Annotated in this window: 11 protein-coding genes; 9 read left to right on the top strand and 2 right to left on the bottom strand. The window is 71.9% G+C overall.

Annotated features, from left to right (window positions below; all coding sequences use genetic code 11):
• Window positions 1-3: 3 nt before the first annotated feature.
• The 6 genes from ACIGQF_RS36350 (at window position 4) to ACIGQF_RS36325 (ending at window position 7060) form a co-directional block, all read left to right on the top strand.
• On the top strand, window positions 4-1620 hold the full coding sequence (locus ACIGQF_RS36350; RefSeq protein ID WP_399719894.1) for an L-lactate permease: 1617 nt from the start codon (window positions 4-6) through the stop codon (window positions 1618-1620).
• Window positions 1621-1781: 161 nt separating this feature from the next.
• Window positions 1782-3140 (top strand): phosphomannomutase/phosphoglucomutase, encoded by a 1359-nt coding sequence (locus tag ACIGQF_RS36345; RefSeq protein WP_399719679.1) that lies wholly within the window; start codon window positions 1782-1784, stop codon window positions 3138-3140.
• Window positions 3141-3323: 183 nt separating this feature from the next.
• On the top strand, window positions 3324-3506 hold the full coding sequence (locus tag ACIGQF_RS36340) for a Trm112 family protein (protein ID WP_361568164.1): 183 nt from the start codon (window positions 3324-3326) through the stop codon (window positions 3504-3506).
• 58 nt (window positions 3507-3564) lie between these two features.
• Window positions 3565-4710, top strand: coding sequence for an SIS domain-containing protein (locus tag ACIGQF_RS36335; protein WP_399719677.1), 1146 nt, complete (start codon window positions 3565-3567; stop codon window positions 4708-4710).
• 97 nt (window positions 4711-4807) lie between these two features.
• On the top strand, window positions 4808-6022 hold the full coding sequence (gene manA / locus ACIGQF_RS36330; protein WP_399719675.1) for a mannose-6-phosphate isomerase, class I: 1215 nt from the start codon (window positions 4808-4810) through the stop codon (window positions 6020-6022).
• A gap of 90 nt (window positions 6023-6112) precedes the next feature.
• Window positions 6113-7060, top strand: coding sequence for a cation diffusion facilitator family transporter (locus ACIGQF_RS36325; protein ID WP_399719672.1), 948 nt, complete (start codon window positions 6113-6115; stop codon window positions 7058-7060).
• Window positions 7061-7249: 189 nt separating this feature from the next.
• On the opposite strand, the gene ACIGQF_RS36320 is transcribed toward ACIGQF_RS36325, so the two are convergent.
• Window positions 7250-9337, bottom strand: a complete 2088-nt coding sequence (locus ACIGQF_RS36320; RefSeq protein ID WP_399719891.1) for a fructose-specific PTS transporter subunit EIIC — start codon at window positions 9335-9337, stop codon at window positions 7250-7252.
• 756 nt (window positions 9338-10093) lie between these two features.
• Between ACIGQF_RS36320 and ahcY the strand changes: the two genes are divergently transcribed.
• Both ahcY and ACIGQF_RS36310 read left to right on the top strand, forming a co-directional pair.
• The gene (gene ahcY, locus ACIGQF_RS36315; protein WP_399719669.1) at window positions 10094-11551 is read left to right on the top strand and encodes an adenosylhomocysteinase; all 1458 of its coding nucleotides are present in this window, start codon (window positions 10094-10096) and stop codon (window positions 11549-11551) included.
• A 172-nt stretch (window positions 11552-11723) separates the two neighbouring features.
• The gene (locus ACIGQF_RS36310) at window positions 11724-12368 is read left to right on the top strand and encodes a hypothetical protein (protein ID WP_399719666.1); all 645 of its coding nucleotides are present in this window, start codon (window positions 11724-11726) and stop codon (window positions 12366-12368) included.
• A 78-nt stretch (window positions 12369-12446) separates the two neighbouring features.
• On the opposite strand, the gene ACIGQF_RS36305 is transcribed toward ACIGQF_RS36310, so the two are convergent.
• Window positions 12447-13466 carry an RDD family protein gene (locus ACIGQF_RS36305; protein WP_399719663.1) on the bottom strand — a complete coding sequence of 340 codons (1020 nt, stop codon included), beginning with the start codon at window positions 13464-13466 and terminating at the stop codon, window positions 12447-12449.
• Window positions 13467-13604: 138 nt separating this feature from the next.
• On the opposite strand from ACIGQF_RS36305, the gene ACIGQF_RS36300 reads away from it, so the two are divergent.
• Window positions 13605-14612, top strand: a complete 1008-nt coding sequence (locus tag ACIGQF_RS36300; protein WP_399719660.1) for a stage II sporulation protein M — start codon at window positions 13605-13607, stop codon at window positions 14610-14612.
• Window positions 14613-15126 lie beyond the last annotated feature (514 nt).

The raw sequence follows: 15126 nt of genomic DNA, 5'->3' as shown, positions 1-15126 counted from the left end.
GGAGTGTTCGTCCAGCAGCTTCAGCCGATCGCCGATTCCCTCGCCCTGTCCGCGCTCGTCGCGGCGCTGCCCCTGATCACCGTCCTGGTCCTGCTCGGCGCCGTACGGATGCGCGCCCACCACGCGGGCCTCATCGGCCTCGCCGTCGCCCTCGGCACCGCCTGGCTCGGCTCGGGCATGCCCGTCACGCAGGCACTCTCCAGCGCGGTGCAGGGCGCCGTCTTCGGCCTCTTCCCCATCATGTGGATCGTCGTCAACGCCCTCTGGGTCTACCGGATGACGGTCCGCACCCAGCACTTCGACGTCCTCCGCCGCTCCTTCTCGCGGCTCTCCGACGACCCCCGCATCCAGGCCCTGGTCATCGCCTTCTGCTTCGGCGCCCTCCTGGAGGCGCTGGCGGGCTTCGGCGCCCCGGTCGCGATCAGCGCCGTGATGCTGGTCGCGCTCGGCTTCGACCCCGTCAAGGCGGCGGTCGTCGCCCTCGTGGCCAACACCGCCCCGGTCGCGTTCGGCGCCATGGGCACCCCCGTCGTCACCCTCGCCCAGGTCACCGGGCTCCCGCTGGACTCGGTCGCCTCCGTGGTGGGCCGGCAGACGCCGCTGCTCGCCCTCGTCGTCCCGCTGCTCCTCGTCGCCCTCGTGGACGGCCGCCGCGGCCTGCGCGAGACCTGGCTGCCCGCCCTCGCCTGCGGCACGGCCTTCGCCGTCGCCCAGTTCGCCGCCGCCAACTTCGTCTCCGCGCAGCTCGCCGACATCGGTGCCGCACTGATCGGCGCGGCGGCGCTGGTCGCGGTGCCGGCCGCCCGCCGCCCCGCCTCCGCCGACGTACGCGCCGCCGTCCTCACCGGCGCCCGCAGCGAGGGCCTGGACGTACGGGACAGCCGCCGCGAGACCGTCCGCGCCTACGCCCCGTACGGCCTGATCATCGTGGTCTTCTCGCTCGCGCAGGTACCGCCCTTCAAGGACTGGGCGGCGGCCGCCACGCAATCCTTCGACTGGCCGCTGCTGGATGTCGCGGGCCCCGACGGCAAGCCGGTCGGCGGCAACGTCCTCACGCTCCCGCTGGTCGCCACCGGCGGCACCCTCGTCCTCCTCGCCGGCCTGATCACCGCCGCCGTCCTCGGCGTACGGGCCCGCGGTGCCGTCAAGGAGTGGCTGGCCACCGTCCACGAACTGCGCTTCGCCATCCTGACCGTGACCTCCGTGCTCGCCCTCGCCTACGTCATGAACCTCTCGGGGCAGGCCGCCACCATCGGCCATTTCGTCGCGGCGGCCGGCGCGGGCCTCGCCTTCCTCTCGCCCGTACTGGGGTGGTTCGGCGTCGCCGTCACCGGCTCCGACACCTCCGCCAACGCCCTTTTCGGCGCCCTGCAGGTCACCGCGGCGCAGCAGTCCGGACTCGCCCCCGAACTCCTCGCCGCGGCCAACAGCTCCGGCGGCGTCCTCGGCAAGATGATCTCCCCGCAGAACCTGACCATCGCCTGCGCCGCCGTCGGCCTGGCCGGGCGCGAGGGCGACCTGCTCCGCAAGGTCCTGCCCTGGAGCCTGCTGCTGCTCGTCGTGATGTGCCTGATCGTGCTGGGGCAGAGCACGGCGGTGCTGGGCTGGATGCTGCCCTGAAGCGCCGGCGGAGTGGTCCGGCCCGGCCGCGAAGCCGCCCCGCACGGTCGATTTCGGGCCGGAAGCAGTCGTACAGGAACATCGTTCACCGATGGTTCACGGCTGGTCCACAGATCTTCCCGGTAGCTTGGGGGGCCCGAAGAGACCTCAGGAGGGTGGCTGTGGCTGATCTGTCGCAGATCGTGAAGGCGTACGACGTGCGCGGTGTGGTCCCCGAGCAGTGGGACGAGACACTGGCCGAGCTGTTCGGAGCGGCCTTCGTCCAGGTCACCGAGGCGGACGGGATCGTCATCGGGCACGACATGCGGCCGTCCTCGCCGGGCCTGGCCCGCGCGTTCGCCCGCGGTGCCGCCGGGCGCGGGGCCGACGTCACCGAGATCGGGCTGTGCTCGACCGACGAGCTGTACTACGCCAGCGGCGCGCTCGACCTGCCGGGCGCCATGTTCACCGCGTCGCACAACCCCGCCCAGTACAACGGCATCAAGATGTGCCGGGCCGGCGCGGCGCCGGTCGGCCAGGACACCGGTCTCGCCGAGATCCGTGCCCTGACCGAGGAGTGGATCGAGAACGGCGCCCCCGAGCCGGTCGCGGAGACCGGTTCCATCACCCAGCGCGACGTACTGGGCGACTACGCGGCCCACCTGCGCTCCCTCGTGGACCTGGTGCACATCCGCCCGCTGAAGGTCGTGGTGGACGCGGGCAACGGCATGGGCGGCCACACCGTCCCCACGGTCTTCCAGGGCCTGCCGGTGGAGCTCGATCCGATGTACTTCGAGCTGGACGGCACCTTCCCGAACCACGAGGCCAACCCGCTGGACCCGAAGAACATCGTCGACCTCCAGGCCCGCGTCCGGAAGACCGGCGCCGACATCGGCCTGGCCTTCGACGGCGACGCCGACCGCTGCTTCGTGGTCGACGAGAACGGCGACCCGGTCTCGCCCTCGGCCATCACCGCGCTGGTCGCCTCGCGCGAGCTGGCCAAGGACCCCGGCGCCACGGTGATCCACAACTGCATCACCTCCTGGTCCGTCCCGGAGGTGGTCAAGGAGAGCGGCGGCCAGCCCGTCCGCACCCGTGTCGGCCACTCCTTCATCAAGGCCGAGATGGCCAGGACCGGCGCGATCTTCGGCGGCGAGCACTCCGCGCACTACTACTTCCGCGACTTCTGGAACGCCGACACCGGCATGCTCGCCGCGATGCACGTCCTGGCGGCCCTGGGCGGCCAGGACGGCCCGCTGTCGGGCCTGGTCGCGCAGTACGACCGGTACGCGGCCTCCGGCGAGATCAACAGCACCGTCGACGACCAGGCAGGACGGCTCGCCGCGATCAAGGCGGCCTACGAGGGCCGCGAGGGCGTGGAGCTGGACGAGCTGGACGGCCTGACCGTCACCGCCGCCGACTGGTGGTTCAACCTGCGCCCGTCCAACACCGAGCCGCTGCTGCGCCTGAACGCCGAGGCGCGCGACCGGGCCACCGTGGACCGGGTCCGCGACGAGGTCCTGGCCATCGTCCGCGGCTGACCCGCGGCGCGCGAACCTGGACGGGGCCGGCGACGGGTGCGGAAGCACTCGGGCCGGCCCCGCCGTACGGTGGTTCCGACGGGCCCGTTTACCGCCGCCCACCGGCCGAAAGGCGCTCCCCACCGTCACCCGGCGGTACGCTGACGAGGCGAAACACATCATCACCCTGAAGGGGTCGCCACCATGCCGGTCGAAGCCAGCCTCCTTGAGATCCTCGCCTGCCCGGCGTGCCACGCCCCCCTGGCGGACAAGTCGGCGGACGAGCCCGCCGAGCTCGTCTGCACCGGCACCGGCTGCGGTCTCGCCTACCCCGTACGCGACGGCATTCCCGTCCTCCTCGTGGACGAGGCGCGCAAGCCGGCCTGAGAATCCTGAGGCAGCGGCCGCTCCGCCCAGCCGCCCGGCGACCGGAAGGCAGCATCACATGCTCGACGAGTCACTCCTCGACGCTCCCGAAGCCCTGGCCGAGGCGGACCGGTACGGCCTGCTGCGGGCCGTGGCCGAGTCCGGTGCCCGCGTCCGCACCGCGGCGCGGAACGCCGCCGAGGCCGGCATACCGGATCTCGCGCCCGACGGCCGGCCGCGCACCGTCCTCGTGGCGGGCCCCGGCCCCGCGGCCCCCTGCGTCGCCGACCTCTTCGGCGCCCTCGGCGGCGGCAGCTGCCCCGTGACGCCGATCCGGCCCACCGGCGTCGCCCCCCTGCCCGGCGCCCTGCGCTGGTCCCTGCCCGGCTGGACGGGCCCGCTGGACCTGCTGCTCATCGCCGGGCCCGACGGCGCCGACGCCGGCCTGGCCGAGCTGGTCGAGAACGCCTACCGGCGGGGCTGCTCCATCGTGGGCGTCACCCCGGCCGGCAGCCCGCTCGCCGACGCCATCACCCAGGCCCGCGGACTGGCCGTACCGCTCGCCACCACCCCGTACGACGGCGAGTTCGACGTGGAGGGCGCGCCGCCCGCGGCGCCCGGCACCCTCTGGTCGCTGCTCACCCCGCTGCTCGCGCTCGCCGACCGCATCGGCCTGCTCGCCGCGCCGGCCGACGAGCTGTCCCGGCTCGCCGACAAGCTCGACCAGGTCGCCACCCAGTGCGGCCCGGCCGCCGCCACGTACGGCAATCCCGCCAAGACCCTCGCCGCCGAGCTCGCCGACAGCCTCCCGCTGATCTGGACCGAGGGCGCCGTCGCGGGCGCCGTCGGCCGGCACTTCGCGACCGTGCTGACCGGCCTCGCGGGCCGCCCCGCGCTCGCCGCCGAGCTGCCCGAGGCGCTCACCGCGCACGGCACGCTGCTGGCCGGAGCGCTCGCGGCCGGCGCCGACCCGGACGACTTCTTCCGCGACCGGGTCGAGCAGCCCGGAGCGCTGCACGCCCGCGCCCTGCTGCTCCGCGAGGGCCCGCCGGGCGCGCTGTCCGCCGCCCCCGCGGCCCGCGACCTCGCCCTGGAACGGGACACCCCGGTCAGCGAGCTCGAAGCGGAGAGTGAGGGCAGCCCCCTGGAGAACGCCGCACAACTCCTGGCCACCACGGATTTCGCCGCCGTTTACCTGGCGCTCGCCGGAGCCGAGGGATCATGAGGCGGGGCGGTGCGCGGGTGGCCCTGCCGACCGCCGCCGCTCCGCCCCCCCGGCTGTCACCCCGCCCCCTCCCGACCACTGCAGGAGCCCGCCCGCAATGGACCGCCTCACCAACACCGTGCGCCCCTACGCCTGGGGTTCCACCACCGCGATCCCTTACCTCCTCGGCGTCGAGCCGACCGGTGAGCCGCAGGCGGAGATGTGGATGGGCGCCCATCCCGGTGCGCCGTCCCGCGTCGACCGGGGCATCGGTCCGCAGTCCCTTGCCGAGGTCATCGACGAGGACCCCGAGGACGAGCTGGGCCCCGACGCCGTACGCGCCTTCGGCCCCCGCCTGCCCTTCCTGCTGAAGCTGCTCGCGGCCGGCTCCCCGCTCTCCCTCCAGGTCCACCCCGACCTCGCGCAGGCCAAGGAGGGCTTCGCCGACGAGGAGAAGCGCGGCGTCCCGATCGATGCGCCGCACCGCAACTACAAGGACGCCAACCACAAGCCCGAGCTGATCTGCGCGCTCACCCCCTTCGACGGCCTGTGCGGCTTCCGGCAGCCCGCCGAGGCCGCCGACCTGCTCGCGGGCCTGGGCGTCGACAGCCTCAAGCCGTACGTCGACATCCTGCACGCGGGCCCCGAGGAGGAAGCGCTCCGCGAGGTCCTCACCGCCGTCCTCACCGCCGACAAGCACGCCATGGCCGAGACCGTCGGCGAGGCCACCGCGGCCGCCGAACGCCTCGGCAAGGCGGGCGGCCCGCACGCCGAGGCCTACGCCGCGTACGCCGCGATCGCCCACCACTACCCGGGCGACCCCGGCGTGATCGCCGCGATGCTGCTCAACTACGTGACGCTCCAGCCCGGCGAGGCCCTCTTCCTGGGCGCCGGCATCCCGCACGCCTACCTGAACGGCCTCGGCGTCGAGCTGATGGCCAACTCCGACAACGTGCTCCGCTGCGGCCTGACGCCGAAGCACGTGGACGTCCCCGAACTGCTGCGCATCGTCCGCTTCGAGGCGGGCGACGCGGGCGTGCTGCGCCCGGAGGCCGGCCCGTCGGGGGAGGAGGTCTACGAGACGCCCATCGACGAGTTCCGCCTCTCGCGGTACGTCCTGGCTCCCGGCGCCGCACCGGTGCCGCTGGCGAACCGTACGCCGCAGGTCCTGCTCTGCACGGCGGGCTCGGTCGTCCTGCGGGGCACCGGGGATGCGGCGGATCCGGGCCGGCAACTGGCGCTCGCGCCCGGTGAGTCCGCCTTTGTCCCGGCAGGTGAGGACATCGCCGCGAGCGGTGAGGGTACGCTCTTCCGCGCCACCGTGGTCGTCTGATGCAGGCCCCCGTCACGGGTGCAACAATGACCTGCCCATGTGGTTAAAGGGGCAGTAAAGCCCGGTCGACGGAAGGGACATGCAGCACTCATGAGTGCATCAGGCGGCACCAAGGCCATCGTCGCGGCGCTGGGCGCCAATCTGGCCATCGCCGTAGCGAAGTTCGTGGCGTTCGCCTTCAGCGGTTCGTCCTCCATGCTTGCCGAGGGCGTGCACTCCATCGCCGACTCCGGCAATCAGGGACTGCTGCTGCTCGGCGGCAAGAAGGCCAAGCGCGCCGCCACCGAGGAGCACCCCTTCGGCTACGGCCGCGAGCGCTACATCTACGGCTTCCTCGTCTCCATCGTGCTCTTCACCATCGGCGGTGTCTTCGCGCTGTACGAGGGCTGGGAGAAGATCCAGCACCCGCACGAGCTGGAGCACTGGTACTGGCCGGTGGGCGTCCTCGTCTTCGCGATCGTCGCCGAGGGCTTCTCGTTCACCACTGCCATCAAGGAGTCGAACTCGCTGCGCGGCAAGCAGTCCTGGCCCGAGTTCGTCCGCCGCGCCAAGGCCCCCGAACTGCCGGTCGTCCTCCTGGAGGACCTCGGCGCGCTCGTCGGCCTGATCCTCGCGCTGCTCGGCGTCTGCCTCACCCTCATCACCGGTGACGCCATCTGGGACGGCATCGGCACGATGTGCATCGGCGTCCTGCTCGTCCTGATCGCGCTGGTCCTGGCGGCCGAGACCAAGTCGCTGCTGCTGGGCGAGGCCGCGGGCGCCGACCAGGTCGCCAAGATCCGCGAGGCCATCGTCGACGGCGACACCGTCCCCCGCGTCATCCACATGCGCACCCTCCACCTCGGCCCCGACGAGCTGCTGGTCGCCGCCAAGGTCGCGGTCCAGCACGACGACACGGCCACGGAGGTCGCCGACGCGATCAACGCCGCCGAGGACCGCATCCGCGCCGCCGTACCGATCGCCCGGGTCATCTACCTGGAGCCGGACATCTACAGCGCGGAGGCCGCGGCCTCGGGCACCCCGATGCCGGGCGCCTGACCGCAGGACCACAGAAGGGCCCCGCCGCTCACCTTCGGGTGAGCGGCGGGGCCCTTCGCCGTTCGAGGCCCTTCGTCGTACGTGGTGCTTCGTGGAACGGGGCTTTCGTCGTACGTGGCGCTTCGCGGAACGGGGCCTTCGTCGTGCGAGGTCCTCAGCGGAACGGTGCGCCGGTGGCCCGGCTCCCGGTTACTGGATCTCGGCGAGCACGGTCATGATCGCGTCGCTGTCCGGCGCCGCCTGGAGCCGCGCCCGGAAGTCCGTGTCCATCAGCTTCCGCGACAGCAGCGCGAGGATCCGCAGATGCTCGTCGCCCGCTGCGGCCTCCGGTACGGAGATCATGAAGACCAGCTTCGCGAGCGTGCCGTCCAGCGAGCCCCAGTCGATGCCCTCGGGGGACCGTGCGAACCCGACCACCGGCGCCGTCACCGCGTCCGTCTTGGCGTGCGGGATCGCGATCTCCTCGCCGAGCCCGGTGGTGCCCTGCGCCTCCCGCGCGAGCGCCACCCGCACCAGCTCGTCCACGTCCGCGACCTTCCCGGTGCCGGCCGCCAGTTCGGCCATCTCCCGGATCGCGGCCTCCTTCTCCGAGGCGTCCAGCCGCACCTTCACGGTGGCGGGGGTGAGGTAGCCGGAGAGGACGGCGGGGCAGGGGGTTCCGGGGTCGGTGTCGGCGGTGTCGGCCGTGTCGGTCGTGTTCGTGTCCACGGCCGAGGTCGGGGCTTCGCCGGAGTCCGTCGCCACGGGCGGCTCCGTCGCGACGGGTGCGCCCTCCGGAGCCGCGGCTGCCGTACTCGGCGCCGCGCCGCCTGCCGTGGCGCTCGCCGAGGCACCCGCCGTGGCACCCGCCAGTGCGGGTTCCGGGGCGGGGGCGCCGCTGTCGGCCTCCCCGGTGCCCCCGGCACCCCCGCGCCGCTCCGCCATCGACATCAGCGTCACCGTGCACAGCGCGGTGACGACCGTGCCGGCCGCGATGGCCACGAAGAACATCGCGACGCCGCCCACCGCGCCCAGCACCGCGACGATCGGACCGCCGTGCGGCACGTTGTCCGTCACCCCGGCCAGGCCGGCCAGCGCACCGGCCACCGCGCCGCCGAGCATGTTGGACGGGATGACCCGGGCGGGCCGCCCCGCCGCGAACGGGATCGCGCCCTCCGTGATGCCGAAGCACCCCATGAACAGCGCCGCGAGCCCCGTCTCCCGCTCCTGTTCGCTGTAGAGCCGTCGGCGGATCAGCGTCGCCAGGCCCTGCCCGAGCGGCGGCACCGGGATCGCGGCCGCGCACATGCCCATGATCTCGGGGTTCTTGGACACCAGACCCGCGCCGAACAGAAACGCCGTCTTGTTGACCGGCCCGCCCATGTCGAACGCGATCATCAGCCCGAGGATCACGCCGAGCAGCGCCGCGCTGGACCCCGTCAGGCCGCCCAGCCAGCTCGTCAGGTGCTCGAAGACCCAGGAGATCGGCCGCCCGATGACATAGATGAAGAACAGTCCCAGCGCCGACGTCGCCACGATCGGGATCACGATGATCGGCATGATCGGCTGGACGAACTTCGGTACTCGGACCTTCTTGATCCACAGGACCAGATACCCGGCGAGGAAGCCGGTGACGATCGCCCCGATGAAGCCCGCGCCCGACTTGGAGTCGTACAGCGCGCCCGTATTGGCGATCCACCCGCCGATCATGCCCGGTACGAGCGCGGGCCGGTCCCCGATCGCGTACGCGATGTACCCGGACAGGATCGGCACCATCAGCGTGAAGCCGATCGTCCCGATGTCGTTGACGTGCTTCCAGAACGAGCCGTCGGGGATGACGAGGCCGCCGTCGGCCTGCGGATGGCCGCCCAGCGCCAGGGAGACGGCGATGAGCAGACCGCCCACCACCACGAACGGGATCATGTAGCTGACGCCGTTCATCAGCGCCTTGTACGCGAGGCTGCGCTCCTTGCCGCCGCCTCCGCCCGCGGAGCCCGTACCGGCCGCGCCGCCGCCGGCCCCCGCGGAGCCGCCCTCCGCGCCGTGCACCGGAGCGGTACGTACGCGCTCGATCAGCTCCTCGGGGTGGTGGATGCCCTCGGCCACCCCGACCACGACCAGCCGCTTACCGGCGAACCTGCTCCGGTCGACGTCCTTGTCCGCCGCGATGATGATCCCGTCGGCGTCCCTGACATCGTTGTCAGACAGTACGTTCTCCGCGCCGATCGACCCTTGCGTCTCCACCTTCATCTCGTGCCCGAGCGCCTCGGCGGCCTGCGTCAGCTTCTCGGCTGCCATGTACGTGTGGGCGATGCCCGTCGGACAGGCGGTCACCGCGAGCAGCCGCAGCCCTCGCCCGCCCTGCCCGGCGGCCCCCGCGTCCTCCGGGGGCTCCGCTGAACTGCTGGTCACGTCAGTCTCCTCACAAGTTCCCGCGCAAGATCGTGCAAGTGTTCCCGCGCACTCCGCATCCTGCATCACGAACCCCACCCCTCCAACCCGCCACCACACACCCCACCCGTAACAGTCACCCGCGCTCCGTCCCCGCGCTGCGTCCCGGCACTCCGTCCCTCCTCCCCTTCGAGGCCCGGCGGCAGGCGCCGCCGGCGATACCCGCTGCGATGCCTGCCGCACGGGTGTGACTCGCCGCACCCTCCCGGAGGGGCTGGGGTTCACTGGGCCGATCGGTGTAGATTCGTGACCAGTGCCAGACGTCGCTGCTGATGGCGGTCGGGCGGCCCGCAGCGCGGACCGGCCGAGGGAGAGAGGGCCTCCGACGGACTGCGTGCTGCGGCCAGGGGACAGGTGTGTCCCAGGGCGAGTGCCTGCCGGTGCGAGCATGCCCGGCGAGGAACGCGCCCCGGGTGACAGCCGTGTCCAGGTGATCCGGCCGGACCAGCCATGTCCGGTCCGAGGGTGTCCGTACCGCGTCCGAGTACGCGTACGCGTCCACGTGCGCCACGCGTGGCCGCCCACCCGCTCACCGCACTCCGCCTGCCCGCGCCGCAGACTGCCGACCGCAACCACCCTCCGACCACCGGGGAGCAGCCCGACATGACGACAGCAGCCACCGGTCAGGACTTCAAGGTCGCCGACCTTTCCCTGGCCGCCTTCGGCCGCAAGGAGATCACCCTCGCCGAGCACGAGATGCCCGGTCTGATGGCGATCCGCAAGGAGTACGCCGCGTCGCAGCCGCTGGCCGGCGCCCGGGTCACCGGCTCGCTGCACATGACCGTGCAGACCGCCGTACTGATCGAGACCCTCACCGCGCTCGGCGCCGAGGTCCGCTGGGCCTCCTGCAACATCTTCTCCACCCAGGACCACGCCGCCGCGGCCATCGCCGTCGGCCCGAACGGCACCCCCGACGCCCCCCAGGGCGTTCCGGTCTTCGCCTGGAAGGGCGAGACGCTGGAGGAGTACTGGTGGTGCACCGAGCAGGCCCTGACCTGGCCGAACTCGCCCACCGGCGGTCCGAACATGATCCTGGACGACGGTGGTGACGCCACCCTCCTGGTCCACAAGGGCGTCGAGTACGAGAAGGCCGGCAAGGCCCCCTCGGTCGACACCGCCGAGAGCGACGAGCACCGCGCCATCCTGGAGCTGCTCAACCGCACCCTCGCCGAGACGCCGAAGAAGTGGACCGAGCTCGCCTCGGAGATCCGTGGCGTGACCGAGGAGACCACCACCGGCGTGCACCGTCTGTACGAGATGCACCGCGAGGGCACCCTCCTCTTCCCGGCGATCAATGTGAACGACGCCGTGACGAAGTCGAAGTTCGACAACAAGTACGGCTGCCGGCACTCCCTGGTGGATGGCATCAACCGTGCCACCGATGTCCTGATCGGCGGCAAGACCGCCGTGGTCTGCGGTTACGGCGATGTGGGCAAGGGTTGTGCGGAGTCGCTGCGCGGCCAGGGTGCCCGTGTGATCGTGACCGAGGTGGACCCGATCTGCGCGCTGCAGGCGGCGATGGACGGCTACCAGGTGACCACGCTGGACGAGGTCGTGGAGACGGCGGACATCTTCGTCACCACGACGGGCAACAAGGACATCATCATGGCCTCGGACATGGCCAAGATGAAGCACCAGGCGATCGTCGGGAACATCGGTCACTTCGACAACGAGATCGACATGGCCGGTCTGGCGCAGATCGAGGGCATCGTCAAGGACGAGGTCAAGCCGCAGGTGCACACCTGGACCTTCCCCGACGGCAAGGTCCTCATCGTCCTCTCCGAGGGCCGCCTGCTGAACCTGGGCAACGCCACCGGTCACCCCTCGTTCGTGATGTCCAACTCCTTCGCGGACCAGACGCTGGCGCAGATCGAGCTGTTCACCAAGCCGAGCGAGTACCCGACCGACGTGTACGTGCTGCCCAAGCACCTGGACGAGAAGGTCGCCCGTCTCCACCTGGACTCCCTCGGCGTCAAGCTCACCACGCTCCGCCCGGAGCAGGCCGCGTACATCGGCGTCGAGGTCGAGGGCCCGTACAAGCCCGACCACTACCGCTACTGAGCCGCGGTCGGAAGGCGCGCACGGTCCCTCGGTGACCGGCGCGCCGCACCCTCAGCCGGACAGCCAGGCCCCCGTCCACCAGGGCGGGGGCCTGGCCCGCTCACGGCCTTGCGTAGCCTCGACGGCAGCCCCCGCTCGCGGGAACGACTGACGGAACCACCGAAGGACCCCCATGCCCCGCGGCCGCTATTCGCTGCACGACCCGCACGATCACACCCCCCTCGGCGAAGAGCACTTCCACTGCGCCACCGGCCCCTCCGGCTGGCGCTACGTCTCGCAGATCACCACCCCCAGCGGCGATCATGCGGGCTCCGTCGACCTCACCCTCGACGACCTCGGCCGCCCCATCCGGCTCGAACTCAACGCCGCCTCGTGGCAGGTACGCGGCGCCGCACTCGATGGCGTCACCTGGGTCCGTACCGACCCCACCGGCACGCACGCCACCGAAGGCAACGTCCGCGCCCACGCCTTCACCGGCGCGTCCCCCGCCTTCCTCATCGCCACCGCCCGGCTGCTGCGCCCCGCCCTCGGCTCCGGAGCCGTCCGCACCCGCCTGGTGGCCTTCGCACCCCCCGTCCTCGCACCCCGCACCCTCGACCAGTCCTGGGCCCTGGTGAACAGGACAGCACACAGCACTGACAACGGACCGCTGACGGTGGACGAGTACCAGGTCAACGACCTGGAGACCGGCGAACAGCACGCCATCCACCTCGCCGGCGACGTCGTTCTCTCGGCCCCCGGCATCGAACTCGAAGACCTCGAAACCCCGCCGTCGGTATTCACCGAGCCCGAGGCGTCCGACGGATTCGCCGACTGACGGCCCGGTCGACCGGCCGACCCGCAGGGTGACCGCCGGGCCGCACGCGCGCGTGTCCGCGCAGACGGCTCACGCGGCTCACGCGGGCGGCGCGAACCCCGTCGTACGCCGCGCGCCGGCCTCGACCGTCCCGTCGCCCGATGCGCCGCCCGGCGCCTTTGGCGCTTCCGGTTCCTTCGGCTCCGTGCCGGGGGACCCCGGCCCGACCGGCTCCGTGCGGGGCGTCGCCGGACCGACCGGGTCCATGAGGGGCGCGGCCGACCGGCCCGCGCCCGTGTCGGGCGCCGCCGTCGGCCCGTCCGACCGCGCGGTGGCCCCCGCGCCCGCCGTCCGCACGCCTTCCGCTGCCGCGCCGAACGTACGCCGCGCTTCCCGCCCCTGCCGCTCGTGGAGCACCGCCGACAGATACGCGGCCGGATGCAGGCCCTGCGGCACCCCCGCCCCGGTCCACCCCACGAAGTCCTCGGCCAGCTGCCCCGCCATCCGCCACCCGACCTGCGGATCCAGCTGCCCACTGCGGGTCAGGAACTGCCGTACGGTCAGCCACCAGCTGTCCGGCACCCGCGACAGATCCAGCGCACCGAGCTGCCCCTGGAGCCACGGCGGCGGAGGCGGCAGCGCGGACCCGCCCCGCTGAACCGGTATCCGCTCCCGTACGACGACCGTGCCGGCGAACACGTCCCCGAGCCGCCGCCCGCGCGCCGACACCAACGAGGCGATGCACGCCACCACCCCCATGGTCAGCACGATCTCGATCGCCCCCATCGCCCCGCGCACCAGCGCGTGCCGGAAACGGATCGGACCGCCGTCCTCCCGCACCACCCGAAGCCCGCACGCGAGCTTCCCCAGCGAGCGCCCGTGGCTCAGCGTCTCGACGACTATCGGGATCCCGATCAGTACAAGCACGAAGGCCGCCACCGAGAGCGCCGCCACCGCCGCCGGATCCAGTGAGGCCGTCGCGGCGAACAGCGCCATGGAGAGGACGATGTACGCGGTCCACGTCACGGCGAGATCGAGGAGGACCGCCAGCGCCCGGCTCGGCAGCCTGGCCGGTCGCAGCCCGAGTACGACTGCCTCGCCCGTCACCAGCTCGTTCATCCCCGCCGTCCTTCCTGGCCCGCGCCTCGCCCGCCCCGCTGCCGGCACCCGCCAGTCTGCCAAGCCGGTACGACAATGGGCCCAGTACGTTCATCATGAGCACCAAGACCGTCACTGTGGGGCGAGGAGCGCTACTGCATGGACCTCGATGTCTTCGTCACCGCGCACCGCGCCGAGTGGGACCGCCTCGACACCCTGGTACGCCGCAAGCGCCGCCTCTCGGGTGCCGAGGCCGACGAACTGATCGCCCTGTACCAGCGCGCCACGACCCACCTCTCGCTGCTCCAGTCCACCGCACCGGACCCCGCCGTGACCGGCCGGCTGACCTCCCTCGTCGCCCGCGCGCGCAGCGCCGTGACCGGAGCGCGCAAGGCTTCCTGGCGGGACGCCACCCGCTTCTTCACGACCTCGTTCCCCGCCGCGCTTTACCGGCTCCGCCACTGGTGGATACCGACCGCGATCCTCTCCACGGTCGTCGCCGCTCTCATCGGCTGGTGGATCGCCGCCCACCCCGAGGTCCAGTCCTCGATCGGTGCCCCTGACGCTCTGCGCGAGATGACGAAGCCCGGCGGCCAGTACGAGACGTACTACTCCAGCCATCCCGCCGCGGCCTTCGCGGCCCAGGTGTGGACGAACAACGCGCAGGCCGCCGCCCTGTGCCTGGTCCTCGGCGCCTTCCTGTGCGTACCGGCCCTCTGGGTCCTCTTCCAGAACATGCTCAACGTGGGCGTCGGCATCGGCCTGATGGCCTCGGCCGGCCGTCTCGACACGTTCCTCGGTCTGATCCTTCCGCACGGCCTCCTGGAGCTGACGGCCGTCTTCGTCGCCGGGGGAGTGGGCATCAAGCTGGGCTGGACGGTCATCGACCCGGGGCCGCGCACCCGCAGGGACGCCCTGGCCCAGGAAGGACGCGCCGCGCTCGGCGTGGCCGTGGGCCTGGCCGCCGTGCTCCTCGTCTCAGGGGCCATCGAAGGCTTCGTCACGCCGTCCGGCCTGCCCACCTGGCTCCGCATCACCATCGGCGTCCTCGCCGAACTGGCCTTCCTGGCGTACGTCTACGGACCCGGCCGTCGAGCCGTCCTGGCGGGAGAGTCCGGCGACATCGACAGCTCCGACCGCGACGCCGCGGTGCCGACCGCCGCCTGACCTGCGATCGAGGCCCCGCAGCGCACCGGATGTGCATCCGGCACCCGTGAGCTGCTAATCTCCTGTTCACCCCAGGAAACCCGTTGACACGGGCGAGTGGGGGAGGTAGATTCAAACGGTTGCCAGGAGTTGGACAAACTCCTCCGCGACAGTTAACATCTACAGCGCCCCGGACGGAATGCAATTCCGCAGGGCCCTTCCGAATCCTTATCGGGAACGCCAGTCGATTCAATCGGCGAAAACGCTTCTGATAAAGTCGGGAAAGTCGAAAGACGAAGGCCAATCCAAAGGCCACTGGAAACAAATTCGGACCGACTGCAACTTTCGAGAAGCAGGGGACCGGACGCGGATCTGGTAAAGTCGGAACCGCCGAAAGGGAAAGCCCGCAAGGGCCGGACCGGAAAGCAACCCCGCTCCAACAGGGGGCCGGATCACCGAAAAGGATCTGGTAAGGTTGGAAACGCAAGACCGAAGGGAAGCGCCCGGAGGAAAGCCCGAGAGGGTGAGTACAAAG

This window comes from Streptomyces sp. NPDC053560 (genome assembly GCF_044544605.1).
In the GTDB taxonomy this organism is placed as follows: Bacteria; Actinomycetota; Actinomycetes; order Streptomycetales; family Streptomycetaceae; genus Streptomyces.
Note: the sequence above shows the minus strand (reverse complement) of the source record. Positions and strands in the feature narration are given on the sequence as shown.